This window comes from Sphaerisporangium krabiense (assembly GCF_014200435.1).
GTDB classification, from domain to species: Bacteria; Actinomycetota; Actinomycetes; order Streptosporangiales; family Streptosporangiaceae; genus Sphaerisporangium; species Sphaerisporangium krabiense.
This window is the reverse complement of record NZ_JACHBR010000001.1, coordinates 2,930,665-2,955,462: the sequence shown is the minus strand read 5'-3', so window position 1 is coordinate 2,955,462 and position 24,798 is coordinate 2,930,665. Positions and strand designations below refer to the sequence as shown.

The following is a 24,798-nucleotide window of genomic DNA, read 5'->3' as shown; positions in this document are numbered from 1 at the left end:
AAGATCGTTCCAAGATGCAGCATTTGATCGTGGTGGCATTGCTCGGGCGGAGGCTTTTGGGATGAGCTGTGGATATGAGTGACCTCATCCCGCGTCCGCGTCTCGTCGATCAGGGTTCCGGTTCGTTTGAGTTCGTCCCGCGAGCCGTGGTGTCCGGTCCGTCCGATCTTGTGGACGGAGTGCGGCTGGCGCTGGCCGTGCTCGACCTCCGGTACGCGGCTCCCGGGGCGGGGTCCGTCGCGGACGAGGCGCGGGAAGCCCCGCGATCCACCTCCGGCGGGGCCTCAGAGCCGCTTTCCGGGGCGATCACCGTCGAGCGGGATGAAGGCCTTGGGCCGGAAAGTTACGCCCTCACAGTGACTTCTGAGGCCGTCCGGATCACCGCGGGCGACGCCGCGGGCGCGCTCTACGCGGGCCAGACCCTGCGGCAACTGCTTCCACCCGAGGCGTTCCGGTCCACGGCCGTCCCCGGGGTCCGCTGGACCGTCCCGTGCGGCCGCGTCGAGGACTCCCCTCGCTTCCCGTGGCGGGGCGCCCACCTGGACGTCGCCCGGCACTTCATGCCCAAGCGCGAAGTGCTGCGCATGATCGACCTGCTCGCCGCGCACAAGCTCAACCGCCTGCACCTGCACCTGGTCGACGACCAGGGCTGGCGGGTCGAGAGCCGGGCCTACCCGCTGCTCCACGAGGTCGGTTCCCACCGGGCGCAGACCACCACCAAGCCCTACCGCGAGGGCCCGGAGGGCTTCGACGGCACGCCGCACGGCGGCTACTACACCCTGGCCGACCTCGCGGAGATCGCCGCCTACGCCCGCGCCCGCGCGGTCACCGTCGTCCCCGAGATCGACGTGCCGGGCCACGCCTCCGCGATCGTGGCGGCGTACCCGCACCTCGGCGCGGACCGGTCCAAGCCCGTCGAGGTCCTGGACCGCTGGGGCATCTCGCCCGTCATCATGTCGCCGCTGCCCGAGACCGTCGACTTCCTGGCCACGGTGTTCTCCGAGGTCATCGAGGCGCTCGGCTCGGTGCCGTACTTCCACATCGGCGGCGACGAGTGCGTGCTCGACGACTGGGCGGCGTCCGAGGAGATCACGGCCTACCAGCGCTCGCTCGGGCTCGACGCGCCCGCCGACCTGCACGCCTGGTTCCTGCGCAGGCTGGCCGACGTCCTGGCCGAGCACGGGTCACGCGCGGTCGTGTGGGACGAGGCGTTCGTGAGCGGCCGCCTGCGCGAGGACACGATCGTCATGCCCTGGCGCGGCATGCCGGTCGGGCGGCGCGCGGTGGCCGCCGGCCACGACATCGTGGCGACGCCGGTCTTCCCGCTGTACTTCGACTACGCCGAGGCGTCCTCCTCCGAGGAGCCCCTGGCGATCGGCGACGCGACCACCCTGGACGACGTCCTGGCCTTCGAGACCGTGCCGGGGTCCCTCACGCCCGAGGAGGCGTCGCGCGTGCTCGGCGCGCAGTTCCAGCTCTGGACCGAGCGCATCCCCGACGGCCGCGCCCTCGACTACCGTGCCTGGCCGCGCGGCTGCGCCCTCGCCCAGCTCACCTGGTCCGGCGACGCCGACGGGTTCACCACCGCCCTGCCCGCCCACCTGGCCCGGCTGGACGCCTACGGGGTCGAGTACCGCCCGCTCGCGGGCCCCCACCCCTGGCAGCGCGGCGGCACGGGTCTGCGCGCCCATCACCCGGGCGAGGTCAAGGTCCGCGACATCATGCGCCACGTGGAGGAACTCGCCCACGACGCCGACTCCACCCGCCCGAGCCTCGCTTGATCGGCACGCCCGCGATCCGCCCTGGGTAGAGGGGGAGAGAAGGCGCCCAGCGTCGCGGCCGCCTCTCGCGCATCCGCCTACGAGGAGGGCGACGCCATGACCGAGGCACGGCAGGTACACGACCGGTACATCGCCGCGTTCAACGCCCACGACATGGACGCCCTCCTGCGCGAGCTGAGCCCTGAGGGGGTGACCATCAGCCCCGACTGCGTGACGCAGGGGTGCGAGGAGCTCGCCTCGGTCATCGAGGAGTTCTGGGAGGCGTTCCCGGACGTCCGCACCAACGTCATGGAGTCGTTCGACGACGGCGACACGGCGATCGACGAGCTGCTGATGCAGGGCACCCATCTGGGGCCGTACCGGACACCCGGCGGCCGCGTGGTACAGGCGACCCACCGCCCGATATCACTGCGCTGCTTCTACCTCACCACGGTCGAGAACGGCCTCATCGTCAGCCTCCGCCTCTACTTCGACCAGCTACAACTCCGCGACCAACTCGGCCTCCCCTGCGATTGACCCCCGCACCGCCCTCACCCGCCGGCCCCCTTCGTCCACAACCTGTGGGTACGCCCATGGCGCACACGAGGGGAAGGCCCCATCGCGTACGAGGCGGGGAGTCCGGGGCACGGCCGCCCGGATCGTCCGGCGCCGACCGGCTCCCCTCCCACACGATGCGGGACGCCCCCGGCCACGCTTCGGCCGGAGCACACAGCCCGAGCGCGGCGAGGACCGTTCCGGCGGCGGCCCGGGTCCTGGTCTTCCGGGTCCTTCGCGGGCGGCCCTGGCGGGTCAGGTGGTGACGCGGCCGATCACTTCGCGGATCGAGGTGTAGCCGTGGCGGCGCAGGCGGCGGGAGAGGGCGCGGTTGATGCGCCAGGCCCACAGGGGGCCCTCGTAGACGAAGCCGGTGTAGCCCTGGACGAGGGTCGCGCCGGCGAGGAGGCGCTCCCAGACGTCGTCCACGTTCTCGACGCCTCCGACCGAGACGAGCGTGACCCGGTCGCCCACGCGGGCGCGGAGCCGGCGCAGGACCTCCAGCGAGCGGGCCTTGAGCGGACGGCCGGACAGGCCGCCGGTCTCGGCGGCCACGCCGGCGTCGGCCTTGGAGAGGCCCTGCCTGCCGATGGTGGTGTTGGTGGCGATGACGCCGGCCAGGCCGATCTCGACGGCGAGGTCCGCGACGGCGTCGACGTCCTCGTCCGCCAGGTCAGGTGCGATCTTGACGAGCAGCGGGGTGCGCCCGGCCGCCCGCCCTACTTCCCTCAGCAGCGGCCGGAGCAGCTCGACGGCCTGGAAGTCGCGCAGGCCCGGGGTGTTGGGTGAGCTGACGTTGACGACGAGGTAGTCGGCCAGCGGCGCGAGCCTGCGGGCGGCCGCGACGTAGTCGCGCACGGCCAGCTCCTCCGGGATGACCTTGGTCTTGCCGATGTTCACGCCGACGACCGCGGGGACGCCGCGGGGGCGGCGCAGCCGTCGCGCGGCCGCGTCGGCGCCCGCGTTGTTGAACCCCATGCGGTTGACGATGGCGTGGTCGGAGACCAGCCGGAACAGCCGGGGGCGGGGGTTGCCCGGCTGAGCGTGGGCGGTGATGGTGCCGACCTCCACGTGGCCGAAGCCGAAGGCGGCCAGGGCCTCCACACAGCCCGCGTCCTTGTCGAAGCCGGCCGCGAGCCCGAAGGGGCTCGGGAAGTGGACGCCGAACGCCTGCACCCGCAGCGCCTCGTCCCGCGGCGCGAACCGGCGGTACAGGCGCCGCTTGGCCACCGGGGCGACGGACAGGAGCCGGAGCGCCCGGATGGTCATGTGGTGCATGGTCTCGGCGTCGAAGCGCCGCAGCACCTGCGCGAAGAGCAGTCGATACATCAGGGATCAGCGTAGCCGGGATCGGACGGGGCTCTGCGTGGGGTCCGGCCGGACGGCCCGCGCCCGGCTGACGCGCCGGCCCGCCGGCGGGCCGGCGCGGACCTCCCGGGGGAGAAGCGTGATCATGGTCGGCTTCCTCTCAGGCGGGGGGCGCCTGTTCGCCGAGGATCTCGGCGGCGAGGTCGGCGACGCGGCGCCGGCTGTCGCGGGCGCGTTTGCGCAGGCCCGTGAACGCCTGGGCGGCAGTGAGGTCGTGTTTGCCCATGAGGTAGCCGATCGCCCGCTCGATCACGATTCGATAGTCCAGCGCGTACTGCAACTGGTCGGCGAGGGCGCTCTTCTCCTCGGCCTTCACCGCCGCGGCCAGAACCTCCTCGATGACATGCGCGTAGGCCAGCAGCGCCTGTGTGTCGGACTCCTCCCAATCGTGCGGTTCCGCCTGGTACACGTTCAGCGTGCCCACCGGCCCGTCACCCAGGCGTACGGGGACGCCCGCCACCGCGCGCACCCGGGAGTCAAGAAGCGGCGCCAGTTCCGGCCAGCGCTGGTCACGCTGGACGTCCCGGGTGGTCACCGCCGTGTTGTGGAAATACGCCGACACGCAAGGCCCGCGTCCGAGAGCGGCCTGGGCGTGCTCCAGACTGCGGCCGGCCTCGTCGGTCGTGACGAGGTAGCGCAGCGTCTTCCCCTCGTCGGCGAACATGAGACCCGCCCCGGCGTAGCCGAACAGGCGGTCCACCACCCGCACTATGCGTTCCAAATGATGGACCACCCCGGTGGCCTCCGAGGCCTTCTGCAGGCCCCTCAAGCTTGCTATCAGGGCCTCAGGATCAATACGTGTCATATTCCATCCTCTTGCTGAACCCTCACCCCAGCGTCGGCGCGTTCATGGAGAGGCATGCGTTTCCGCCATCCATCTGCCCGAAATCGGGCACGCTAGTCCCACTTTTCGCGGACGGCGCGGGAGAGCACGCCGAAAAGCCCGAGTCGCGCGGCGATCCGGACAGCGAAAAGGGGGGCTCCGGCCATGCCGGACAGACCGTCCGGCGGACGGCGGGTTCCGGCGAGCGCGGCCGACGATATGCGGAGCCACAGCGCGCTTGACATGCGCTTGGCATGGTCAACGCCCGTGTCAATGGCGGTGCCACCTCCATGTGAGGAAGCTCCGCGGACACAGGGCGGAATGATCTGCGACAAAGCGTAGTGCGGCACGATGACAGGAGCCAAGTGGTTGACCCACCTGGTCCACGCAAAGCGCCGGCGCTGCCTGAGTTGGACGCCACGGCGTCACAGAGACACGTGAGGCCGCCGCGCGCGGCGGCGCATGTGGACAGGGCGCCGCCCGGCGGTTCACCTGCCCGGGGACTCCCCGTCAGCCTATGCCGTCCGCGCCCCTGGACGGGACGCGCACGACGTCACCTACATCACATCTGTCACCGGACCGTGACCGGCCCGTCACAGGAACAGGCCGCCCCCGGGCTCCTGGTGGCCGTCGGAGACATGCCAGTAGTCGCGGGTCTCCGCCGCGAGCCCGTCCGCGCCGAACCGCACGACGACGCATCCGGCCAGCGTGACCGGCTTGCCGCCGTCGCTCTCGACGAGGAACGCGCGGTACTCGGCGAACGCGCGGTCCCCGTCCACGATCGGGGCGCCGAAACGGACGTCGACGGCGCGCTCGGCGCCGAACGACCACCGGATGTACTCCAGCACCCCGGCACGTCCTCGGTGAACCGGGCGGAAGGGCATCGAGCGGTGGACGGCGTCCTCGGCGTAGAGGGCGCCGATGAGCTCGGCGTCGTGCGCGGCCCAGCCGCGCTCCCACGTGCGCGTGAAGCGCTCGGCCGCTTCTCTGGTGTCCATGGCGCCATCCTCGCCCATGGGCGGACGGGCGGACCCATACCGCGAATCCGGTCCTGTCCAGGGGATGCCGGGTATGCGCGGGGGCGGCCGGACGGAGATGATGGAGAAGGGCCCGCGCGGGAGCGGGCCGTGGCGCGGGGAGGAACGCAGCCGTGACGCACGCAGCGACCGTCGCGAGCCCGGTGGACTTCGAGGTCCACGGCGACTACGGGATCAAGGCGTCGACCGGCGCCGGAGGCGCGTTCAGCCGGCCCGCGTACGCCTTCCGGGGCCGGATCACGGCCGACGGCTCCAGCGGCCACCCGGCCGAGCCCGGGCGCTACCACCTGTACGTGTCGCTGGCCTGCCCGTGGGCGCACCGCTCGGTGATCGTGCGGGCCCTGAAGGGCCTGGAGGACGTGGTCTCCCTGTCGGTGCTCGACCCGGTGCGCGACGGCCGGGGGTGGGCGTTCCGCGAGGGGCCCGGGCACACCCCCGACCCGGTGAACGGGTTCACGCTGCTGCGCGAGGCGTACGAGGCGAGTGAGCCCGGCTACGACGGTCACGTGTCGGTGCCGGTGCTCTGGGACCGCGAGACGGGCCGCATCGTCAGCAACAACTTCCCCGACATCACCATCGACCTCGGCACCCAGTTCGAGCGATGGGCGGACACCGGCGTGGATCTCTACCCGGTGGACCTGCGGCCCGAGATCGACGCGCTGAACGACCTCGTCTACACGACCGTCAACAACGGCGTCTACCGGTGCGGGTTCGCCAAGAGCCAGGAGGCCTACGACGAGGCCGTCGTTGCGCTGTTCGCCACGCTGGACGACCTGGAGGCGCGCCTGGGCACCGGCCGGTACCTGTTCGGCGACCGGCTCACCGAGGCGGACGTGCGCCTGTGGGTGACGCTGGTGCGGTTCGACACGGTGTACGCCACCCACTTCAAGGCGAACGTGCGCCGCGTCGCGGACTACCCCAACCTCTGGGCGTACACCAGAGACCTGTTCCAGCGCCCGGCGTTCGGGGGCACCACGAACTTCGACCACATCAAGCGCCACTATTACACGACGCACCCGCAGATCAACCCGACGCGCATCGTCCCGGCCGGGCCCGTGCTCGACTGGGACGCCCCGCACGGCCGGGAGGTCCGGGAGAATCCGTCGTCCTGACGGCGGCCCGGCACTCCCCGTTCTCCGGGTGGACCACCGGCCGTGGCACGGTGACCCCACCCGTTATCAGGGCTCTCAGGCACTTCCACAAACTTCATGGAATTCCACCATCGAGAACAGGGAACCGCGCTGCCGGCGACCCGGAGGAGGCGCACGTGTCGGCGGACCGACCAGGACAAGGCGGAGCGGCGGCACCCGACCTGCTCACCCTGATGCGCCGTCTGACCGTGGAGCTCGACCGGTTCGCCGAGCGGTTCGCCTCCGACCACGGCCTGCACCGCACCGACCTCAACGCGGTCGTCGTGATCATGGACGCCGTCCGGGGAGGCACGCCGCTGACGCCCGGCAGCCTCGCGGGCGCGCTGAACCTGAGCGCCCCGGCCACCACCGCGCTGCTCAACCGCCTGGAGCGGGCCGGGCACGTCGAGCGGCGGCGCAGCGCCGCCGACCGCCGCAAGGTCGAGCTGACCCTGCGCGCGCAGGCCGTGGCGCTGGCCGAGCGGTTCTTCGCGCCGCTGGCCGGCGGCCTCGCCTCCGTCTTCGACAGGTTCACCGACGAGGAGCGCGGGGTGATCCGCAGGTTCCTCGACGCCGGCATCGGCGCGGCGATCGCGGCGCGCGACCAGCCGGCCGTGGGCCGGTCACACCTCCGCGGCGGGGTGGCGGCAAGCGGATTCAAACGCCCGCAAGCCGATTGAAAGCGGGATGCCCCACACTGCGGGTATCACGACAAGAAAGGCCCCCCCGATGACGATCACCCGCACCCTCGCCGGCCTCGCGGCGACCGCCGCCCTCGTCTCCTTCGCCCCCGTCGCCGCCCAGGCCGCCACCGGCCCCTCCGGCGCGAGCACGTCCGCCACCGCCGCCACGACCGTCAAGTGGGGGACCTACTACGCCCCCGGCAAGCGCGCCAAGGCGCTCGGCGGGCTCGTGGCCACCGGGGAGGACCACGCCGACATCCCGACCGCCGACAGCGTCAAGATCTCCGGCAAGGTGACCGACCTCACCCGCACGTCGGCCTGCGGCTGGGCGGTCTTCCGCGTCACCTACCGGGACGAGAACGGCGGGCTCCCGTTCCGCCACCGCAGCGTGCTGGACTGCTCCTACGGCACGCCCAAGTCCTTCTCGTTCAGCCAGCGCGACGTCTACCAGGTCGAGCTGAAGGTGTGCTCGGAGCCCAAGGCCGCCAAGCCCTCGCTGAACTGCCTCTACGCCGGCACCTGGAAGGTCGTCTACCTGTCCAAGTGACGGCCGCGCGACCGGCCGGCGCGGGAATCGGCAATTCACACGTCCCGCGCCGCCGGCTCATTTCCGTGCCACTATCGTGGCCGTGAATGTATATGAGGTGAACGACGCGCGTGCCCGCACGCGAGGGACTTCCGCGGCTTTCAACGGGGAAAGCCGCGGGCCGTCGCCGCCGGTCGCGATAAACCCCTGTATCGGCGCCCGCCCGACATGACGAAATGCTTCCGAATTTCGTCACGGCCGATCTGACAGCCTAACGGTGAATGATAACAATGAAGCGCGTCCTCCTCATCACCGTTCTCAGGGGGCACCATGGCGCACCTGCCCGCAACGACGTCCTCACCGAGCCGGAGCGCCGCTCCCGCCGGTGTCGCGTCCATTCATCGACGTAACAGAATTCCCGGTCACGGCATCGTGGGCACCTGGGGCACGGGTGTCTGAGATCGCCGCGATCGCCCTGGCGGGCGGCAGGGGCGTGCGCGCCCGCCCGCTGACACTCGAGGGCCCCGGATATCTGCGCAGCAAAGCCACCGTCCCTTTCATCGGCCGCCCGCTCATCGAATGGCAGGTCGCCTCTTTCAGTCAGCAGGGCGTGCGGAATTTCTATATCGCGGCCAACGGCCGCGAGAATCGTTATCAGGTCAAGGACGCGCTCGGTTACGGCGACGCGCTCGGCGTCCGCATCGAGTATTCGAGGGCGCGCGCGGACCGGTTCAACACCGGTTCGGGGCAGGCCACTCTCAGCGTCGCCGAGGAATGGGACCTGCGCGGCGTCGCCATCGTCTTCCCCACCGACTCCCTGTTCGAGTTCGACCTCGCGGCGCTCGTGGCCGACCATGTGCGCAGCGGCGCCGTGGTCACCGTCGCGACCGTGCACAGGACCGCGCGCGAGGTGGCGGGCACGTACGGGACGATGGTCGCCGACGACGCCGGCCGGATCCGCGAGTTCGTGGAGAAGCCGCCGCTGCAGGTGGTCAACGACATGGTGGCCGATCCCTCCCGCGTGCCGATCAGCACCGGCCTCTACGTGGTCGACTGCGCGCGGCTGCGCGAGTTGGCCGCGACCCCGGAGCTCGGCGCGCTCGCGCGGCTCAGGCTCGACTGGGGCCGCGACCTGCTGCCGTGGCTGGTCTCCCACGGGCATCCGGTGCGGCTCGCCCCGATCGCCAAGGTCGGCGACCTGGGCAACCCCCGGGAGTACCTGATCACGCTGGTGGACGCGCTGTCGGGCGGGTACCCGAGCCTGCGCGGCACCGGCACCCCGACGATCCACCCGTCCTCGCTGGCGCGCCGCGACGAGGTCAGCGGCATGACGCTGGCCGCCAAGCTGGCCGCCGGGCTGGTGCGCGTCGGTCCGAACGCCTGGATCGGCAGGGACGTCGAGATCGGGCCCGGCGTGGTGATCCGCGACTCCTACGTGGGCGATGGCGTCGACCTGCACGCCTGGTGCCACCTGGAGCGGGTCGCCTGCCTCGACGGGGCGATCATCGGCGCGGGCGCCCGGCTGGTCGACACGCACGTCGGGATGATGGCGTCCGTGGAGTCCTCGCTGGAGTCCGCCACCGTGCTGGACGGCTTCACCGCGCTCGGCCACGAGGCGACCGTCCAGGAGGGGACGCGGCTGACCGGCGTCACCGTGGACCCCCGGCTGACCGTCCGCAGCGGTGACGAGGTGCCCGCGGGCGCCCGGCTCACCACGGTGGGCGATCTCGTGGACTGACGTGCCGGTCCCCGCCCGGGTCGCCGGGCGGGGAGGGTTCAGCGGCGGGCCTTGTCCTTGCGCGGGGCGGCCCGCTCGCGGACCTCGCCGCTCTCCACGGGGGCGAAGACGGGGCCGGGGTCGTCCATGACCTCCTCATCGTCCTCGTCCTCGTCCTCCACGTCGATGTCCTCGTACAGCAGGTGCGACTCCATGGCGTGCGCGTGCGGCGCGTAGCGGGTGCGCAGGCTCTGGAAGACGATCCACGCCTCGTCCTCCTCGCGCTGCGCCGGCAGGCCGACGTTCTGCGCCGCGCGCAGCGTGTCGGAGAAGCTGCGCTCCTCGCGGCCCTGGAGACTGACCACCGCGCGGGGCAGCACGAGGGCGAACTCCGCGGCCAGGCGCTGCATGCACCGGGAGCCGGTGGTCAGTAGGGCGCGGGTGCAGGGGGGCGCCCAGTTCGGCGCCACGGCCTCGGTGACGGCCGCGATGTCGAGGACGGTCACCGCGGCGCGCAGCCAGCACAGGTCGCCGACCGGGCGGGAGAAGGTCAGGGCGGGGTAGGCGACGTGGGTGCTCTCCACATCGGTCATCCAGTCGGTCCACTGGCCGAACATGGTGTCGAGATGGTCGCGCGAGCCCGTGCGCAGGTAGGTGACCAGCAGGGCGTCGGCGTCCTGCGGCTGGACGACCCGGCCGGCGAGCCGGGCGACGACGCGCTCGCGGCGGCCGTAGGCGTCGGTGAAGCGCAGGATGTAGGTGGTGATGGCGGCCAGCAGCAGCGCCTCGGAGACCCACACCAGAGCGGCGAGCGGGCCTTCCTGCGCCCGGTTCACGTGGAAGTCCGCCAGCGTGACCTCACCGGAGGCCAGGCCCTCCAGGGACCATCCGATCAGGGAGAACCCGAGCAGCGACGCGCCGACCCAGACCCCGGCGATGCCGAACAAGGTCATCGGCGCGCACATGTCCAGCACCCGCTCGCGGCGGTCGCAGGGAACGCGCCGGGCGACGGCGAGGACGCAGGGGGCCACCACGCGCAGCACCCGGCGCGCGACCCGGGAGGTCCGCATCCGGGGGGTGAATACCGTGCGCAGCACGCTGAGCCACACCACCAGCACCAGGGCGACCCCGACTAGCCCTGCGGCGATGGTGATCAGGTGCATCGCGCCGCTCCGCGTGGCGGGGCGTCGCGGCACGCGATGGGATTACGGGTCCGCATCCAGGCGTCCTTCCCTATTGCCGATCTCCAGTCTGCTCCGCCGCGGGGCAGGCTCCCAGAGAGCGTTGATGATGGCAGTCGCAGTTCCACGCACGGCCCGGCTCCGTCAGCCGTCCCCCAGTTCGGTGTACAGGTAGCGCGAGCCGCCGGCCACCGTGTCGCGCACCCACTCCTGGAACGCGGCCGTGGTCATCCCGGCCCAGTCCGGGGTCTGCTCGACCTGGGCGTGCCCGAGGCGGCGGCCGAGGTCGACGGTGGCGTTGCCCTCGGCGCGGCGTTCGGCGTCGTAGACGGCGAACACCCGCCGCCAGTCGTCGTGCTCGCCCGCGATGCGTCCCAGGGCGATGGCGTCGCGCAGCGCCTTGACCGCCCCCGCCCCGGTGTGGGGACGCGCGACGGTGCCGGCGTCCCCCATCAGCAGCACGCGCCCGGACACGTAGCTGGGCACGGTGAGGTCGAAGATCGGCTGGACGGCCAGCCGGGGGGCGCCGGTCCCGCGGACGAGCCGGCGCCAGCCCTCGGAGAGGCGCTCGTCGACCAGGCGGACGAGGTGCCCGGCGAGGTCGCCGTCCACCCGCCCCGGGGGGACCCACGCCTCGCCGCGCAGCGCGAACCACTCCGGCGGCCGGCCGTAGACGCCCCAGTTCAGCAGCCCGCCGTCCCCGCCCAGGCCGCCGTGCCCCGCGGGGATGCGGTACAGGATCGCGTGCCCGCCGTCGAAGCACGTGGTCACCGCGCCGCGGTGGGTCAGCTCCCGCAGCACCGGGTCGGTGAGCAGGTGTTCCTCGCACGTGCCGCGCCACAGGACGTACCCGGCGTAGCTCAGCCGGGACCGCGGGTGGACGAGCCGCCGCAACCGCGACTGGTAGCCGTCCGCGCCGATGACCAGGTCGAAGCGTTCGGGCGGGCCGTCGGCGAACGCGATCTCGACGCCGTCGTCGCCGGCGCGCACGTCGGTCACCGTGACGCCCGCGCGGTAGACCCCGTCGGGGACTCCCGCGCGCACGCCCTGCCACAGCAGTCCCCAGTTCGTGAAGGCCGCGGGCAGGTGCTGCCGCCAGATCAGCCTGCTTTCGCCGCCGCCCGGCTCCACCACCCAATTGCGCTCGACATTCGATACGAAGGGCACATTATCCTGCAGGTAGCCGCCCGAAACGAGTTCGTATTGCATTTCGATCGGAAGGGCAATACCGACCCCCCGGCTCCTCAGCTCGCCCGTGGTCCTTTCATAGACCGTCACGTCACAGCCGATCCGGCGTAGTACGGTAGCCGCGGCGCAGCCCGCCAGGCTCCCGCCCACGACGCCGACCCGGCTTCTCGACAGCGCCAAAACTCCGCCTCCGGATACCACGCGATGACGATATGCCGGTAAGTGACCTACAGTCGTAGCGACGTGCGCACTACCGGCACGTATCACGTCAGGTGCAGGGGAGATTTCGTGGCCGGCAGCAGCGAGAGAAGGCAGGAGCTCGCCCGGTTCTTACGCAACCGCCGGGCACGCATCACCCCCGAGCAGGTCGGTCTCCCGGCCGGCGCACGCCGGCGCACGCAGGGGCTCCGCCGCGAAGAGGTCGCCGTCCTCGCCGGCCTCAGCCCCACCTGGTACACCTACCTCGAGCAGGGGCGCGACATCCACCCGTCCCCCCAGGTGCTCGACAGCCTCGCGAACGTCCTGTGCCTGGAGGAGGACGAGCGCAAGTACATACACCTGCTCGCGCTCGACAGGACTTCTGTAGAGATTTCCAGCGAGCTCGACGACGAGAGCAGGCATCTGGTAACCCAGGTGACCCGGATTGCCGGATACGGGCCTTTTCCCGTCTACGCCGCCAATCAGTACGGCGAACTCCTGGCCTGGAACAAGTCCACGACCGATTGGTACACCGACTTCGGGCTCCTCCCCGAAGGCCGCAGGAACATGTTGTGGTGGATGCTCACCGATCCGGAGGCCAAGAAGCGGATCATCGGCTGGGCCGAGGACACCCGCGATGTCGTGGCCCGGTTAAGAGCCGCCTATGCCGGCCGGGCGGCCGACAGGAAGATGAACCAGCTCGTGCGCGACCTTGAGCGCGAGAGCGCGGACTTCCGCGTCTGGTGGAGCGAGCAGCACGTCCGTGAACAGCACGTCCGGCCGAGGACCCTCACGGTGCCCGGTCTCGGTACGTGCACTTTCCGTATCGCCGTCCTGCGCGTGATGGACAGTCCATTCCATTCCGTCGTCGTCCATCTCCCCATCGAAGGCGCTCCGAATAGCCTGGTATAGGCGCGCCCCGTACGGTGAAGATTCCGTCATCTCTGGATTGACGCCATGATTCCGCCTGCGTGATCGTGGAAAGTGCGACAGCAACGACCGCGCAGTCACGGAGCCGGACGTTTCCATTGTCGCCTGCCCTGATTAGCGTCCAGGCCAGGAGACGTTCGTATGCGGTCTTGCACCCCAGCGAGTCGTCGTAGGCAACGGCCTGGGGAAATAAGGGGGACCACAATGCAGTGGAATTTCGTGGGCCGGAATCGACAGCTGGAAAGCATCCGCGCGTCACTGGGGGCCCGGGTGCCGGGTCCGATCATCATCGAGGGGGAAAGAGGCATGGGGCGCACCGCGCTCCTCGAAAGGGCGCTGGCGTCCGCGGAGGCCGAGGGCTACGAGATCGTCCGCTTCGAGGCGCCGGGGGGCCCGACGGGGGTCGCGGCCCGGATCCCGGAGACGAACGGACGCCGTCTGCTCCTGGTGGTCGACGACGCGCACCTCAGCGACCACGCCACATTGCTGACGCTCCGCGACCTCTGCCGGCGCGGGGCCGGAACGCTCCTGGTCACGACCGCGCCCGCGGGCACGGTCCCGCAGCCGGACCCGGCGGACAGCCTGCGGTTCGAGCCGCACCGGCGCAACGTGCACGTTCCGCCGCTGAGCCTGGACGAGGTGACGACGCTGCTGGCCGACGTCATCGGGGGGCATGTGCGCCATGCCACGGCCGAGGCCCTGCACGCCGCCTCCGGGGGGAATCCGGCGCTGCTCCATGAGCTGATCGGCGCCTGCGACCTCGGACTCCATTTCGTGCGCCGCAACAACCTGTGGGAGTTCCGGGAGGTGAGCACCTGGATCGGCGGGGGGACGCGCGGGTCGCTCGCCCTGCTCTCCAAGGCGGCGACGCGGGCCTGGTACGAGCTGTCGCTCGAACGGGCCCACGAACTGTGCAAGGCGGCCGTGTGGTGCGGCGCCGGGGAGATGGTCGCCCCCGTGCTCGCCCACCTGCTGCTGCTGCACGGCAGGGCGGAGGACGCCCTCGTCTTCCTGGACTCGCTGCCGACCGGCACGGTCGAGACGACGCCGCACCTCGCGCTGGCGAAGGCGATGGCCCTGGCGTTCGGCCTGGGCGAGCCCGCGGCGGCCGAGGAGTTCCTGCTCAAGGCCGCCCTGCTGCGCGGCCCCCGGCCCGGAGGGCGCTACCTCGCCTACCGTTCCTGGATCCAGGCACTCACCGGCCGCGGGTCTGACGGTTCCGAGGGGATCGGGAGCCTCGACCGCGACGACCGGGAGACGGCCATGTTCGTGCACGCCGCGCGGGCGACGGCGCCCACCGGCGCCGACCCGCAGCAGGCCGTCTTCCACCTACGACGGGCGCTGGCGCTCGGCACCGGCGGGGCCGACGCCGGCCCCCCATGGCTGGCGCCCTACATAACGGCGTGTCTCATCGACGCGCTGCTCCTGGCCGGCAGGTCCGGCGAGGCGACTTTCCTGGCGAGCGACTTCCACGGCGGCGAGCAGAGCTCGGGGTGGGACGTCGCTGTCGCGATCTCGATGCTCACCGGCAACGGGAGAGCGAACGTCACAGGCGGAGTGGAGGCCGCATGAATCGCACCACCAGTCCCCGAGATCCCATCGCCATCATCGGCGCCGCGTGCCGGCTGCCGGGCGCCCCGAGCGTGTCCGCGTTCTGGGACGTCCTGGCCGGCGAGTGCTGCACCGTGGGGGAGATCCCCACCGACCGGTTCCCCTCCGGTGGCCTGGACCAGGCCACCGGAGAGTGGTGGAACCGCGTCGCCGCACGTGCCGGCGGTTTCCTGGAGGACGTCGACCAGTTCGACGCCTCCTTCTTCTCCATCTCCCCGCACGAGGCGCTGCGCATCGACCCGCAGCACCGCCTCCTGATCGAGGTCACCGCCGAGGCCGTCGAGGACGCGGGGATCCCGCTGTCCCGGCTGGCGGGAAGCAGGACCGCCGTCTACACGAGCTGCCTGCCGTCCGACTACTGGGACATCCTCCGCAGGGCCGGGCTGTACGACATGCACGCCGCGGTGGGCGCCGGCAACTGGGGCACGCTCGCGGGCCGCATCTCCTACCTCTTCGACCTGCGCGGCCCCAGCATGGGCCTGGAGGCCACCTGCTCGACCTCGCTGCTCGGCGTCCACCTGGCGTGCAGGGAGCTGTGGACCGGGCAGAGCACGCTGGCCGTCGTGGCGGGCGTGAACCTGCTGCTGGCCCCTGACCTGTACCTCAGCCTCGCCGACGCGGGCGTGCTCTCCCCCTCCGGCCGCAGCAAGTTCGGCGACGCCGGCGCGGACGGGTACGTGCGCAGCGAGGCCGCGGTCAGCGTCATACTCAAGCCGCTGTCCCGGGCGCTGGCCGACGGCGACCGGATCTACGCCACGATCATCGGGACGGCGGTCAACAGCAACGGCCGGGGCTCGGGCACGCTGATCGCCGCGGGCGTGGACGGCCAGGAGGCCATGCTGCGGGACGCCTACGAGGACGCGGGCGTGTCACCGGGGCAGGTGGCCTATGTCGAGGCGCACGGCCCGGGGACGCCGCGGGGCGACTACACCGAGCTGGTCGCGCTGAGCCGTGTCATGGGCGAGGGCCGGGAGCCGGGGCGGCCCTGCCTGGTGGGGTCGGCGAAGTCCAACATCGGCCACGGCGAGGGCGCGGCGGGACTGGTCGGCCTGGTGAAGGCGGCGCTGACGCTCAAGCACAAGACCATTCCCGCGACGCTCCACGTGAAACAACCGCATCCGCTGTTCGACGAGCCCGGCGCGCCGCTGCGGCCGGTCATGCACACCCAGCCCTGGCCGGACGAACCGGGGCCCGCGATGGCCGGCGTCAGCTCGTTCGGGCTGTCCGCGACGAACGCGCACGTCGTCCTCGCGGAGGCGCCCGCCGCCGCCGAGACGCCGAGGCGCAGGCCGGCCGCCGGGCCGTTCCTGCTGCCGCTGTCGGCCAGGGACGGCCGGGCGCTGCGGCGGCTGGCCCAGCGCTACGCCGAGGCCCTGAACACCCCGGGCACCGACCTGCGCGACGTCTGCTACAGCGCGGGCCGGCGCAGGAGCCACCATGAGCACCGGCTCGCCGTCGTGGGGGGCGTCGAGAAGGTCGCCGCGTCCCTGCGGGCGTACGGCTCTGGAGCGTTCCCTCAGGCGGTGGCGGGCGGGGCGCAGCGCGCGTCCGGGCCGTCCCGGGTGGTGTTCGTCTTCCCCGGCCAGGGAGCGCAGTGGGCCGGCATGGGCCGGGAGCTGCTGGACCGGAACCGGGCGTTCGCGCGGCGCATGCGCGAGTGCGACCGGGCGATCCACGACGAGCTGGGCTGGTCGGTCATCGAGCGGCTGCAGGACGACACGCCGATGACGGCCACCGGCGAGATCCAGCCCACGCTGTGGGCGTTCCAGGTCTCGCTGGCCGCCGCCTGGCAGGACTGGGGCATCACGCCGGACCTGCTCATCGGCCACAGCATGGGCGAGATCGCCGCCGCGACCGTCGCCGGCGCCCTCACCGTGCGCCAGGGGGCGGCGGTGGTCTGCCGCAGGAGCGCCCTGCTGGACGGGCTCGCGGGCACGGGCGCGATGTGGGTCGTGCAGCTCGACGAGCGGCAGGCCCGTGAGGCGATCGGCGAGCACGCGGGCGAGGTCTGCGTGGGCGTGGTCAACAGCGCGCGGTCGTGCGTGCTCGCGGGCGCGCCCGGGGCGCTGGCCGAGGTGATCGAGCCGCTGCGCCGGCAGGGCGTGTTCTGCAGGCAGGTGCAGGTGGACTACGCCTCGCACGCCCCGCAGGTCGAGCCCGTGCGCCCGGCCCTGCTGGAGGCGCTGTCCGCGCTGCGCCCCAGGGCGGGGAAGGCGCCCCTGCACTCCACGCTGCTCAACCGGGTCGTGGACGGCGCGGAGCTGGACGCGGAGTACTGGATGGAGAACCTGCGGCGCCCGGTGCTGTTCGCCGCGGCGATCCGCGCCGTGCTGGCCGAGGAGGCGCCCACGCTGTTCGTCGAGATCAGCCCGCACCCGTTGCTCAGCGCGGTCATCGAGGACGAGATCGCGGCCACGAACGCGGACGCGACGGCCGTACCGTCGCTGCACCGCGGGGAGCCGGAACTGGAGCACATGCTGCACGCCCTCGCCGCGGCCTACGTGCGGGGCTGTGAGCCCGACTGGGACCGCCTCCACGCCGGGGGCCGGTTCGTCCCGCTGCCCCTGTACCCGTGGCAGCGTAAGCGCTTCTGGATCGACCTGCCGGAGGACACGATGCCGGCGCCCGTGGCGGAGCCGGTGTTCGAGGCGGCGCCCGAGCGGCCCGGGGTCGCCTACGACGGCGCGGACCTCGCGACCTCCTCGCCGGAGGCGTTCCGCCAGTACCTGATGCTGCGGTTCGCCGAGTTCCTCGGCCTGCCGCCCGACCAGCTCGACCCGGAGGTGTCGCTCAGCCTGCACGGCCTGGACTCGGTGCTCGCCGCCAAGCTGTGCGCGCGGATCAAGGCGGACCTGTCGGTGGAGGTGAGGATCGGCGATCTGCTGGCCGCCCGGCCGATCGGCCTGCTGGCCGGCGACCTGTACGAGGCGGTGACCGCCACCGCGGTGCCCGCCGAGCAGACCTGACCCGTCACCAGAAGACCCCGGCGCGGGAGGCGAACCTCCCGCGCCGGGGTCTTCGTATGCGCGCCTATCGCGCGGTCACCTCGCCGCCGCGATGCCGCCCGGCGGGACGCGGCGCAGGGCCAGGGTGGTGATGTCGTCGCTCTGCTCGGCGTGGCTCGCGAAGTGCCGCACCGAGGTGTCCACCTCCTCCAGCAGCCCCTCCACGTCACGCCCCCTGTTGGCGTCCAGCAGGTCCAGCAGCTTGGGCGTGCCGTACAGGCCGCCCCGCGTGTCCCGGGCCTCCACGACGCCGTCGGTGTAGGCGAACAGGGTGTCGCCCTGGTCGAGCTGGACGTACCCCAGGGTGTAGGAGCTGTCGGGGAGGATCCCCACGGCCGGTCCCGTGGGCGGCAGCATGCTGCGCCTGCCGTCGGCGTGGACCACCACCGGCGGGTTGTGGCCGCCGTTGATGTAGAGGACCACGCCCGACACCGGGTCCAGGACCCCGAAGAACATGGTCGCGAAGTAGCCCTGCTTGAGGTGGTTGCGCGCCATGTACCGGTTGGTGCCGAGGATCGCCTGGACCAGGGGGCCCGCCCCCAGGGACAGCAGCGGCGCCGCCGACCCGCCCACGCCCTCCCCGTCCATCGACACCAGGAACTCGTCCTCGATCAGCCGGGACGCCCCGGTGTGCTCGGCGGTGTGCCGCAGCAGCGTCCGGATGAGCGCCATGAACAGCGCGGCCCCGATGCCCTTGTCGCACACGTCGGCCACGACGAACGCCAGCCTGCGGCCGTTGACGATCGTGAACACGTCGTAGAAGTCGCCGGCGACCTGCCGGGCGGGCCGGAAGCGCGCCCCGACCTCCCAGCCGTCCGGCGTGGGCAGGTGCTCGGGCAGGAACCCCGACTGGATCTCCCTGGCTATGTGCAGGTCGCGCTCGTACTCCCGCAGGCTCGCGAGCGCGGCCATCTCCTCCACGGTGGTACTGAGGGCCGACCTCTCCTGGCAGGACTCCATGCGGCTGCGCAGCAGCGTGCGGCGGAAGGGCGGGGTGACGTAGTCGAACCCGCCCTCCACGCACTCCTCCAGCGCGGCCAGGTCGTCCTCCGGGAACGCGATGATGGTGGGCGTGCGCCCGTCGACCATGAAGTGCTGGCCGACGAGCGCGACGCGTTGCAGGCCGAGCGAGGCGGACACCAGAAGGACGTCCGGCGGCGACTGCTCCGGGCGCATCGGCAGATCGTCCGGAGTGCTGTAGGCGACGTCGAAGCCGTCGGCGCGGAGCACCTCGCGTAGCTCCGCCACCACCTCCGGCACGCCCGTCTCGGTCTCAAACACCACCAGCGCGTTCGGCATCGACCCCTCCATGTGCTTCGCCGGAGCCGGTCAGCCGCATGATCAACGTATTGCGGTTGCGCCCCCCGACGTACTGGTAACTGAACTCGTCCACCTTGCCGATCGCGAGCATCAAGCCGTATCCGCCCTGCTCGCGCACGGACAGCGGGACGGCGAGACGCGGGGCGGGATCGTATCTCCGGGGATCGAAGGCGGGCGCGTCGTCCTCGATGCGCAGCCACAGCGCGCCCGCCTCGATGCCGCCCTCAAGATCCACCACACCGCAGCGCCCCCGGTAACCGTGCTGCACGATGTTGGTGGTGATCTCGTCGGCGGCGAGCCGCAGCCAGTAGGCCGGGCGTCTGCCCAGCCCGGCCCGCTCGGCCAGTGCCCCGACGAAATCCGCGACCGGTCCGGCGATGGACGCGCCGGAGCCGTCGACCTTGAGCCGGCATCCCGCCATCACGCCTCCAAGGTTTCCCGCATCACGATGCTGCGGTCGAAGCCGGTCAGCCTGATGGTCTCGGCCACGTCGGGCCGGGTGCCCACCAATATGATCTCGGCGTCCTCCGGCATCTTCTGGTGCGCGAACACCAGGCAGCGGATGCCGGCCGACGACATGTAGGTCAGCTCCTCCAGCAGCAGCACGAGCCGGTCCACGTGCTGCTCGGCGGCCTTGACGACCAGGTCGTTGAGCTCGGGGGCCGAGCGGCCGTCGAGCTCGCCTTCGAGCCTGATGGTCGCGGTGCCGTCCTCGATCTGCATCTTCGCCTTGAATGCCATCACTCCTCCTTCCCGTTGTCTCGTTGCTCCGCCTGGCTGTGAGCGACCAGGACGACGACGGCGCGCGGGCCCACCTCCACGTGCGACTGGTCCGGCAGCACCGGCTCCTCGCCCGGTTCGCGGGCGTCGAACGGCGGCGGCGCCGCGGTGTCGGCGAACAGGTGCCAGGCGGTCCCCTGGGGGGGCTCCGGCAGTTCCAGGAGGTGGCCCTCCCAGTGGGAGTTCGCCGCGACGTACACGCAGTCGTCCGCGCCGGTGCCGAACATGCCGGCGATCAGCCGGCAGTGCTCCGACCAGTCGGCCGTCCAGGCCCGCACGCCGTGCCAGCTCACCTCGGAGGCCGGACCGCGCCGCAGGACCGGGTGGGCCTGACGGAAGGCGATCGCGCGCCGCACGAAGCGCAGCAGGTCGGCGTTGCGCTCGACCAGGCGCCAGTCGAACCACGTCAGCGGCCCGTCGTGGCAGTAGGCGTTGTTGTTGCCCTGCTGGGTGCGCCCGACCTCGTCCCCGGCGAGGATCATCGGCACGCCCTGGCTGGCCAGAAGGATCATGAAGACGTTGCGCATCTGGCGGGCGCGCAGGGCCAGGACCTCCGGATCGTCGGTCGGGCCCTCCACCCCGCAGTTCCACGACTGGTTGTTGTTGTCGCCGTCCCTGTTGTCCTCGCCGTTGACCTCGTTGTGCTTGCCGTTGTAGGACACCAGGTCGTTGAGCGTGAACCCGTCGTGGCACAGCACGAAGTTCACCGTCGCCGAGGTCCCCCGCTGGGCGTACATGTCGGGCGAGCCGACCATGCGGGTGGCGAGGTCGCCGGTCACGCCGGTGTCGCCCTTGACGAACCGGCGCACGGTGTCGCGGTAGCGGCCGTTCCACTCCGACCAGCGGCAGTAGTTCGGGAAGCTGCCCACCTGGTAGAGCCCTGCCGCGTCCCACGCCTCGGCGATCAGCTTGCAGTCGCGCAGCACCGGGTCGTAGGCCAGCGTCTCCAGCAGCGGCGGGTTGGCCAGCAGCGCGCCGTCGGGCCCGCGCCCGAGGATCGCGGCCAGGTCGAACCGGAAGCCGTCGATGTGGAACTCCGACGCCCAGTAGCGCAGGCAGTCGAGCACGAAGCCGCGGACCACGGGGTTGTTGCAGTTCAGCGTGTTGCCGGTGCCGCTGAAGTTGTAGTAGTGCCCGTCCGGCGTGAGCATGTAGTACGTCGCGTTGTCCAGGCCCTTGAACGAGATCGTGGGCCCGTACTCGTTGCCCTCGGCGGTGTGGTTGAACACCACGTCCAGGATGACCTCGATGCCGGCCCGGTGCAGTTGCTTGACGAGGTTCTTGAACTCGTCGGCCTGCATGCCGTACCGGCCCGTCGAGGCGTAGGACGCCTTGGGCGCGAAGTAGCCGACGGTGTTGTACCCCCAGTAGTTCGCCAGCGGCTCGCCGGTGACCGGATGCGACCGGGGGTTGTCGTTCTCGTCGAACTCGAAGACCGGCAGGAGCTCGACGCAGTTGACGCCGAGCTCCCGCAGGTACGGGATCTTCTCGACGAGCCCCGCGTACGTGCCCGGCGCCGCGACCCCCGAGGAGGGGTCGCGGGTGAAGCCACGCGCGTGGAGCTCGTAGATGACCAGATCCTCGTGCGGCAGGCGCAGCGGCCTGTCGTCCTCCCAGTCGAAGTCGTCCAGGGCCACCCGTGACCGCCGCGGCCCCGTGCGGGCGTCGCTCATCAACCGGGCGTATGGGTCCGCGACCACGACCGTGGGATCGAAACGGTGGCCGCGCTCGGGGTCGAAGGGACCCTGGGCGCGGTAGCCGTACTCGATGCCCTCCGCGTCGAGGTCGTACACCGTCATCGCGTAGACGCCCCCGATGACGAAGGCGTCGGGGAACGGCAGCTCGGCCATGGGCTCCGGCTCGCCGGCCCGGTAGAGCACCAGCGTCATCCCCGTCGCGTTGTTGGAGTAGACGGAGAAGTTGACGCCGCCGGGCACCGGCGTCGCGCCGAACGGCAGCGGCCGGCCGGCGCGCACCGGGAATCCCGCGATCCTGCGCGTCGGGTAGGCGTCGATTCGTTCGATGGCCTGGGGCGCCGTCATACCGTCAACGCCTTGACGCCGTCCTCCACCGACCCGGCGACGGTGAAGAAGTCCAGGAACCCGGTGGCCGCCATGATCTCGCGCACCTCGTCCGGGACCCCGGTGAGCGCCAGTCGCGCCGTGCCCGCCTGGGCCCTGCGGTACACGAGCAGCAGCACGCGCAGCCCGGCGCTGGACATGTAGCTGGTGCCGCTGAGGTCCAGCAGCACCAGCCCGTGGTCGGGGAACAGCGCCTCGATCTCCTGCTGCACCTGGGGCGCCGTCCGGCTGTCCAGGGATCCTTCGAGCGCGATGATCGTGACGTCGTCGCGCAGTTCCGTGCGGAGTTGCATCGCCACTCCTAGTCACTCACGGGCGACAGGTGGGCGCGGACCCGCAGGTGCGACTTCGAGTCGGGCAGCTTCACGGTCATCGCCGCCGCGTCGAAGGCCTGGTACGGGGAGCCGTCCACCTCCACCCAGTCCAGCCGCACCCGGCCCGGCGGCAGCGCGTCTGGCGCGACCCGCAGGACGCGGTCGGTGAAGCCGTCGGGGTTGGGGCGGAAGTGCAGGGTCAGCGGCTCGTCGTCCAGCAGCAGGCGCTCGTAGACCGTGGCGAGGAAGCACAGCTCCGCGCCGTGGTACATGCTCATCGAGTGGCTGCCCTTCGACCGCTCGTTCCCCAGAAGGTACGGCAGGCCGTTGGCCAGGACGTTGAAGTAGACGCCGCCCTCGTCGTGGTCCAGGAAGAAGGCGTTGTAGAACGCCGAGGACTCCCTGGCCCTGCGCCGGAACTCCGGGTCGCCGGTGTGGCCGGCCAGGATCTGGTAGGCGAGGATCGCCTGTTCCTGCTGCCACCACGCCTTGCGGTCGTGCCAGACGAACCGGTGCAGCTCCTGGCCCTCCTGGAGGTGCTGCTCCACGACGTCGTACCAGCCGCCGCGCTGCGGGTCGGCGCCGACCTGCGGCATCTTCCTGCCGATCTCGGTGGCGAGCCGCCGGTAGCCGTCCTTGGGGTTGATCGCCGCCATCCGCATCAGGTTCCAGGCGATCTTCAGGTTGTGCCCGACGACGGCCCGGTCCTGCTGCCAGCTCCACGTGCGGTCGGCCGACCAGTCGGCGTGGAAACGCTCCTGCACGAACGGGCTGCCGGCCTGCGGGAAGTGCTTGACGATCAGGTCGAACGTCTCCTCCAGCATCTCCGCGTGCCGGGGGTCGCCCGTGGCCAGGTACAGGTTGGTCAGGTAGGCCGGCGCGTGGTCGCCCACCGAGTTCCAGTTCTTCCTCGACCGGTTCGGGCCGAGCGACTCGTGGTGCGGGCTGAGCAGGATCGGGTCGACGTGGGAGTACCAGCCGCCCTGCTCGGGGTCGCGGAAGAACTTGCGGAACAGGCGCAGCGTGCCCTCGGCGTCGGCGAGGATCCGCGGGTCGCCGGTCAGCCGGTAGAGCTGGACGGGCCCGGCCAGCGCGTAGATCTGCTCGTACATCGGGATCGCGTCGTAGTCGTCGCCGAACTCCGAGGTGAACAGCTTGTGCTCGGTGCCCTCGCGCACCTCGATGCCGTGGTACCAGTAGACGACGTCCTCGTCGCGGTCGACGAAGCGCATGTGGTCGCGCAGGTACTGCGTGCCCTGCTCGGCGACCTCCAGGAAGTCCTCGTCGCCGGTCAGCATGTAGGCCGAGGCCATGCCGTAGGTCAGGCGCGAGATCGTGTCGGTCTCCTGCACGCCCTTGGCGTTCAGGGTCTTCTCTCCCCCGAGACGCAGCGAAGTGCGGTAGGCGGTGTAGTCGATCGGGCCGCCCTCGCCGAACTGCGCCTTCCTGTAGAACCTGGCGAGCGAGCCGAGCTGGCGCACCCACCAGTCGGGCCGCTCGAAGTTGTAGTCGCCCGCCTGCCTGCCGAGGAAGACCAGGCGCTTGGCCTCGAAGGTGTACGCGCCGTGCTCGGGATAGTAGACGCCGTACGCGAACAGGTACCCGCCGGGCTTGAGCAGCTCGTCCAGGTGGCCGGTGGCGTCGATGTACGGCTCGCCGAGGTTGCGCAGGAACTCGGCCGAGGTCGTCGAGGTGAGACGCACCTGGACGGCCTTGCCCTCGTTGGTCTTGAGGTCGATCGTGTCGCGGGCCGGGTCGTAGCCGGTGATGTAGCCGGCGACCAGGTCCGAGAAGGTGAAGTCGGGGTGGTAGCCGGGCGGGCGCGCCGGCGCCGCGCGCTCCAGCACGGGACGCCCGTTGTCCTGGGGGGCGACCAGCTCGGGGATCACCGTCGCGGCGCCGTTGGACCCGTTGGACCCGTTCGATCCGTTCGATCCATTGGCGATCTCCCCCGCCGGGAGCGCGCCCGCCGTCCGCGAGGCCGCGCCCGCGGCCAGCGGCGCGGTGCCCACGCCCGCCGTGACCAGCGCCCCGCGGGGCGCGCGGGCGGCGGCGACCAGGTCGATCATCATGCGGGCGAACAGGTGGCACTGGTTGAAGCTGCGCCCGGTGACCAGGTCCCCGTCCACCACGACGTCCTGGTCGGTGTAGATCGCGCCCATGTTGCGGGCGTCGCCGATCAGGTTGTTGTGGCAGGTCACGCGGCGTCCCCGCACGACCTCGGGTATCGGGGCCGCCAGCCACAGGCCGTGGCAGATGATGCCCTTCAGCAGCTTGGGCCGCTCGAACGCCCTGCGCAGGAGCTGGACGGCCGGGGCGAGCTGGTGGACGTCCTCGGTGTAGCGCAGGCGGTCGGACACCATGCCGGCCGGCACGATGAACATGTCGTACGCGTCGAGCTTGTCGTCGTCCACCGCCTCCAGGTCGCCGGACACGGTGAACGGGTTCTGGTACTCGTGGCCGTGGAAGGTGATCGATTTCTGGCCCCACAGCCGGGTGAGGAACTCGACCCGCGCACCTTCCTCGACGAACCTGCGCTGGTAGTAGTTGATCTCAGGCTCGACGTAGTCGCTTTCCATCAGTATCGCGAC

20 protein-coding genes and 1 pseudogene are annotated in these 24,798 nt (G+C 71.4%); 9 read left to right on the top strand and 12 right to left on the bottom strand.

Translation table 11 applies throughout. The features are described from left to right. The first annotated feature begins 74 nt into the window (after positions 1-74). Positions 75-1,781, top strand: a complete 1,707-nt coding sequence (locus BJ981_RS13230) for a beta-N-acetylhexosaminidase (RefSeq protein ID WP_184611249.1) — start codon at positions 75-77, stop codon at positions 1,779-1,781. A gap of 96 nt (positions 1,782-1,877) precedes the next feature. Beyond that, complete coding sequence (locus BJ981_RS13225; protein WP_184611247.1) at positions 1,878-2,297, top strand: ester cyclase; 420 nt, start codon at positions 1,878-1,880, stop codon at positions 2,295-2,297. 273 nt (positions 2,298-2,570) lie between these two features. On the opposite strand, the gene BJ981_RS13220 is transcribed toward BJ981_RS13225, so the two are convergent. The 3 genes from BJ981_RS13220 to BJ981_RS13210 all read right to left on the bottom strand — a co-directional run bounded on the left by BJ981_RS13220 (position 2,571) and on the right by BJ981_RS13210 (position 5,504). Next, complete coding sequence (locus BJ981_RS13220) at positions 2,571-3,644, bottom strand: quinone-dependent dihydroorotate dehydrogenase (protein ID WP_184611245.1); 1,074 nt, start codon at positions 3,642-3,644, stop codon at positions 2,571-2,573. Between the two features lie 139 nt (positions 3,645-3,783). Continuing rightward, positions 3,784-4,488, bottom strand: coding sequence for a GAF and ANTAR domain-containing protein (locus BJ981_RS13215; protein WP_260324636.1), 705 nt, complete (start codon positions 4,486-4,488; stop codon positions 3,784-3,786). Between the two features lie 611 nt (positions 4,489-5,099). Further along, on the bottom strand, positions 5,100-5,504 hold the full coding sequence (locus tag BJ981_RS13210; protein ID WP_184611241.1) for a nuclear transport factor 2 family protein: 405 nt from the start codon (positions 5,502-5,504) through the stop codon (positions 5,100-5,102). 152 nt (positions 5,505-5,656) lie between these two features. Between BJ981_RS13210 and BJ981_RS13205 the strand changes: the two genes are divergently transcribed. The 4 genes from BJ981_RS13205 (at position 5,657) to BJ981_RS13190 (ending at position 9,620) form a co-directional block, all read left to right on the top strand. Next, positions 5,657-6,655 carry a glutathione S-transferase family protein gene (locus BJ981_RS13205; protein ID WP_275422346.1) on the top strand — a complete coding sequence of 333 codons (999 nt, stop codon included), beginning with the start codon at positions 5,657-5,659 and terminating at the stop codon, positions 6,653-6,655. 155 nt (positions 6,656-6,810) lie between these two features. Further along, positions 6,811-7,353: a MarR family winged helix-turn-helix transcriptional regulator gene (locus BJ981_RS13200; protein ID WP_204070710.1), complete on the top strand. Its 543-nt coding sequence runs from the start codon at positions 6,811-6,813 to the stop codon at positions 7,351-7,353. Between the two features lie 49 nt (positions 7,354-7,402). Next, positions 7,403-7,903 carry a hypothetical protein gene (locus BJ981_RS13195; RefSeq protein WP_184611239.1) on the top strand — a complete coding sequence of 167 codons (501 nt, stop codon included), beginning with the start codon at positions 7,403-7,405 and terminating at the stop codon, positions 7,901-7,903. Between the two features lie 430 nt (positions 7,904-8,333). Continuing rightward, complete coding sequence (locus BJ981_RS13190; protein WP_184611237.1) at positions 8,334-9,620, top strand: nucleotidyltransferase family protein; 1,287 nt, start codon at positions 8,334-8,336, stop codon at positions 9,618-9,620. Positions 9,621-9,658: 38 nt separating this feature from the next. Here the strand turns inward: BJ981_RS13190 and BJ981_RS13185 are convergent, their stop codons facing one another. The 3 genes and pseudogenes from BJ981_RS13185 to BJ981_RS39635 all read right to left on the bottom strand — a co-directional run. Continuing rightward, a complete protein-coding gene (locus BJ981_RS13185) occupies positions 9,659-10,762 on the bottom strand; it encodes a hypothetical protein (protein ID WP_184611235.1) in 1,104 nt (367 codons plus the stop codon). A gap of 162 nt (positions 10,763-10,924) precedes the next feature. Continuing rightward, positions 10,925-11,947 (bottom strand): FAD binding domain-containing protein, encoded by a 1,023-nt coding sequence (locus BJ981_RS13180; RefSeq protein WP_260324635.1) that lies wholly within the window; start codon positions 11,945-11,947, stop codon positions 10,925-10,927. 102 nt (positions 11,948-12,049) lie between these two features. Beyond that, positions 12,050-12,118, bottom strand: a pseudogene (locus tag BJ981_RS39635) (hypothetical protein); the annotation flags it as partial. A gap of 138 nt (positions 12,119-12,256) precedes the next feature. On the opposite strand from BJ981_RS39635, the gene BJ981_RS39150 reads away from it, so the two are divergent. The 3 genes from BJ981_RS39150 to BJ981_RS13165 all read left to right on the top strand — a co-directional run bounded on the left by BJ981_RS39150 (position 12,257) and on the right by BJ981_RS13165 (position 17,673). After that, a complete protein-coding gene (locus BJ981_RS39150) occupies positions 12,257-13,078 on the top strand; it encodes a helix-turn-helix transcriptional regulator (RefSeq protein WP_204070709.1) in 822 nt (273 codons plus the stop codon). A 324-nt stretch (positions 13,079-13,402) separates the two neighbouring features. Continuing rightward, positions 13,403-14,668 carry a hypothetical protein gene (locus BJ981_RS13170; protein ID WP_184611229.1) on the top strand — a complete coding sequence of 422 codons (1,266 nt, stop codon included), beginning with the start codon at positions 13,403-13,405 and terminating at the stop codon, positions 14,666-14,668. Continuing rightward, the gene (locus BJ981_RS13165; RefSeq protein ID WP_184611227.1) at positions 14,665-17,673 is read left to right on the top strand and encodes a type I polyketide synthase; all 3,009 of its coding nucleotides are present in this window, start codon (positions 14,665-14,667) and stop codon (positions 17,671-17,673) included. The genes BJ981_RS13170 and BJ981_RS13165 overlap by 4 nt, the downstream gene beginning before the upstream one ends. 75 nt (positions 17,674-17,748) lie before the next feature. Here BJ981_RS13165 and BJ981_RS13160 read toward each other — a convergent pair whose 3' ends face one another. Genes BJ981_RS13160 through BJ981_RS13135 form a run of 6 tightly spaced genes read right to left on the bottom strand, consistent with a single transcriptional unit; the run spans position 17,749 to position 24,786 of the window. After that, positions 17,749-19,011 carry a PP2C family protein-serine/threonine phosphatase gene (locus BJ981_RS13160; protein ID WP_184611225.1) on the bottom strand — a complete coding sequence of 421 codons (1,263 nt, stop codon included), beginning with the start codon at positions 19,009-19,011 and terminating at the stop codon, positions 17,749-17,751. Then, a complete protein-coding gene (locus tag BJ981_RS13155; protein WP_184611223.1) occupies positions 18,986-19,453 on the bottom strand; it encodes an ATP-binding protein in 468 nt (155 codons plus the stop codon). The genes BJ981_RS13160 and BJ981_RS13155 overlap by 26 nt, the downstream gene beginning before the upstream one ends. Continuing rightward, complete coding sequence (locus BJ981_RS13150; RefSeq protein ID WP_184611221.1) at positions 19,453-19,773, bottom strand: anti-sigma factor antagonist; 321 nt, start codon at positions 19,771-19,773, stop codon at positions 19,453-19,455. Before BJ981_RS13150 ends, BJ981_RS13155 begins: the two co-directional genes overlap by 1 nt. Continuing rightward, complete coding sequence (locus BJ981_RS13145) at positions 19,773-21,854, bottom strand: glycogen debranching protein (protein WP_204070708.1); 2,082 nt, start codon at positions 21,852-21,854, stop codon at positions 19,773-19,775. Before BJ981_RS13145 ends, BJ981_RS13150 begins: the two co-directional genes overlap by 1 nt. Then, positions 21,851-22,186: an STAS domain-containing protein gene (locus tag BJ981_RS13140; RefSeq protein ID WP_184611219.1), complete on the bottom strand. Its 336-nt coding sequence runs from the start codon at positions 22,184-22,186 to the stop codon at positions 21,851-21,853. The genes BJ981_RS13145 and BJ981_RS13140 overlap by 4 nt, the downstream gene beginning before the upstream one ends. A gap of 8 nt (positions 22,187-22,194) precedes the next feature. Next, complete coding sequence (locus BJ981_RS13135; protein WP_204070707.1) at positions 22,195-24,786, bottom strand: AGE family epimerase/isomerase; 2,592 nt, start codon at positions 24,784-24,786, stop codon at positions 22,195-22,197. Between the last annotated feature and the right edge of the window lie 12 nt (positions 24,787-24,798).

Bases quoted from the DNA above. Each gene is read 5' to 3' on its own strand.
- BJ981_RS13150 (WP_184611221.1), bottom strand. From the start codon at position 19,773: ATGGCATTCAAGGCGAAGATGCAGATCGAGGACGGCACCGCGACCATC.
- BJ981_RS13160 (WP_184611225.1), bottom strand. From the start codon at position 19,011: ATGCCGAACGCGCTGGTGGTGTTTGAGACCGAGACGGGCGTGCCGGAG.
- BJ981_RS13170 (WP_184611229.1), top strand. From the start codon at position 13,403: ATGGGGCGCACCGCGCTCCTCGAAAGGGCGCTGGCGTCCGCGGAGGCC.
- BJ981_RS13230 (WP_184611249.1), top strand. From the start codon at position 75: ATGAGTGACCTCATCCCGCGTCCGCGTCTCGTCGATCAGGGTTCCGGT.
- BJ981_RS13210 (WP_184611241.1), bottom strand. From the start codon at position 5,504: ATGGACACCAGAGAAGCGGCCGAGCGCTTCACGCGCACGTGGGAGCGC.
- BJ981_RS13220 (WP_184611245.1), bottom strand. From the start codon at position 3,644: ATGTATCGACTGCTCTTCGCGCAGGTGCTGCGGCGCTTCGACGCCGAG.
- BJ981_RS13135 (WP_204070707.1), bottom strand. From the start codon at position 24,786: ATGGAAAGCGACTACGTCGAGCCTGAGATCAACTACTACCAGCGCAGG.
- BJ981_RS13140 (WP_184611219.1), bottom strand. From the start codon at position 22,186: ATGCAACTCCGCACGGAACTGCGCGACGACGTCACGATCATCGCGCTC.
- BJ981_RS13155 (WP_184611223.1), bottom strand. From the start codon at position 19,453: ATGGCGGGATGCCGGCTCAAGGTCGACGGCTCCGGCGCGTCCATCGCC.
- BJ981_RS13185 (WP_184611235.1), bottom strand. From the start codon at position 10,762: ATGCACCTGATCACCATCGCCGCAGGGCTAGTCGGGGTCGCCCTGGTG.
- BJ981_RS13145 (WP_204070708.1), bottom strand. From the start codon at position 21,854: ATGACGGCGCCCCAGGCCATCGAACGAATCGACGCCTACCCGACGCGC.
- BJ981_RS13165 (WP_184611227.1), top strand. From the start codon at position 14,665: ATGAATCGCACCACCAGTCCCCGAGATCCCATCGCCATCATCGGCGCC.
- BJ981_RS13195 (WP_184611239.1), top strand. From the start codon at position 7,403: ATGACGATCACCCGCACCCTCGCCGGCCTCGCGGCGACCGCCGCCCTC.
- BJ981_RS13225 (WP_184611247.1), top strand. From the start codon at position 1,878: ATGACCGAGGCACGGCAGGTACACGACCGGTACATCGCCGCGTTCAAC.
- BJ981_RS13215 (WP_260324636.1), bottom strand. From the start codon at position 4,488: ATGACACGTATTGATCCTGAGGCCCTGATAGCAAGCTTGAGGGGCCTG.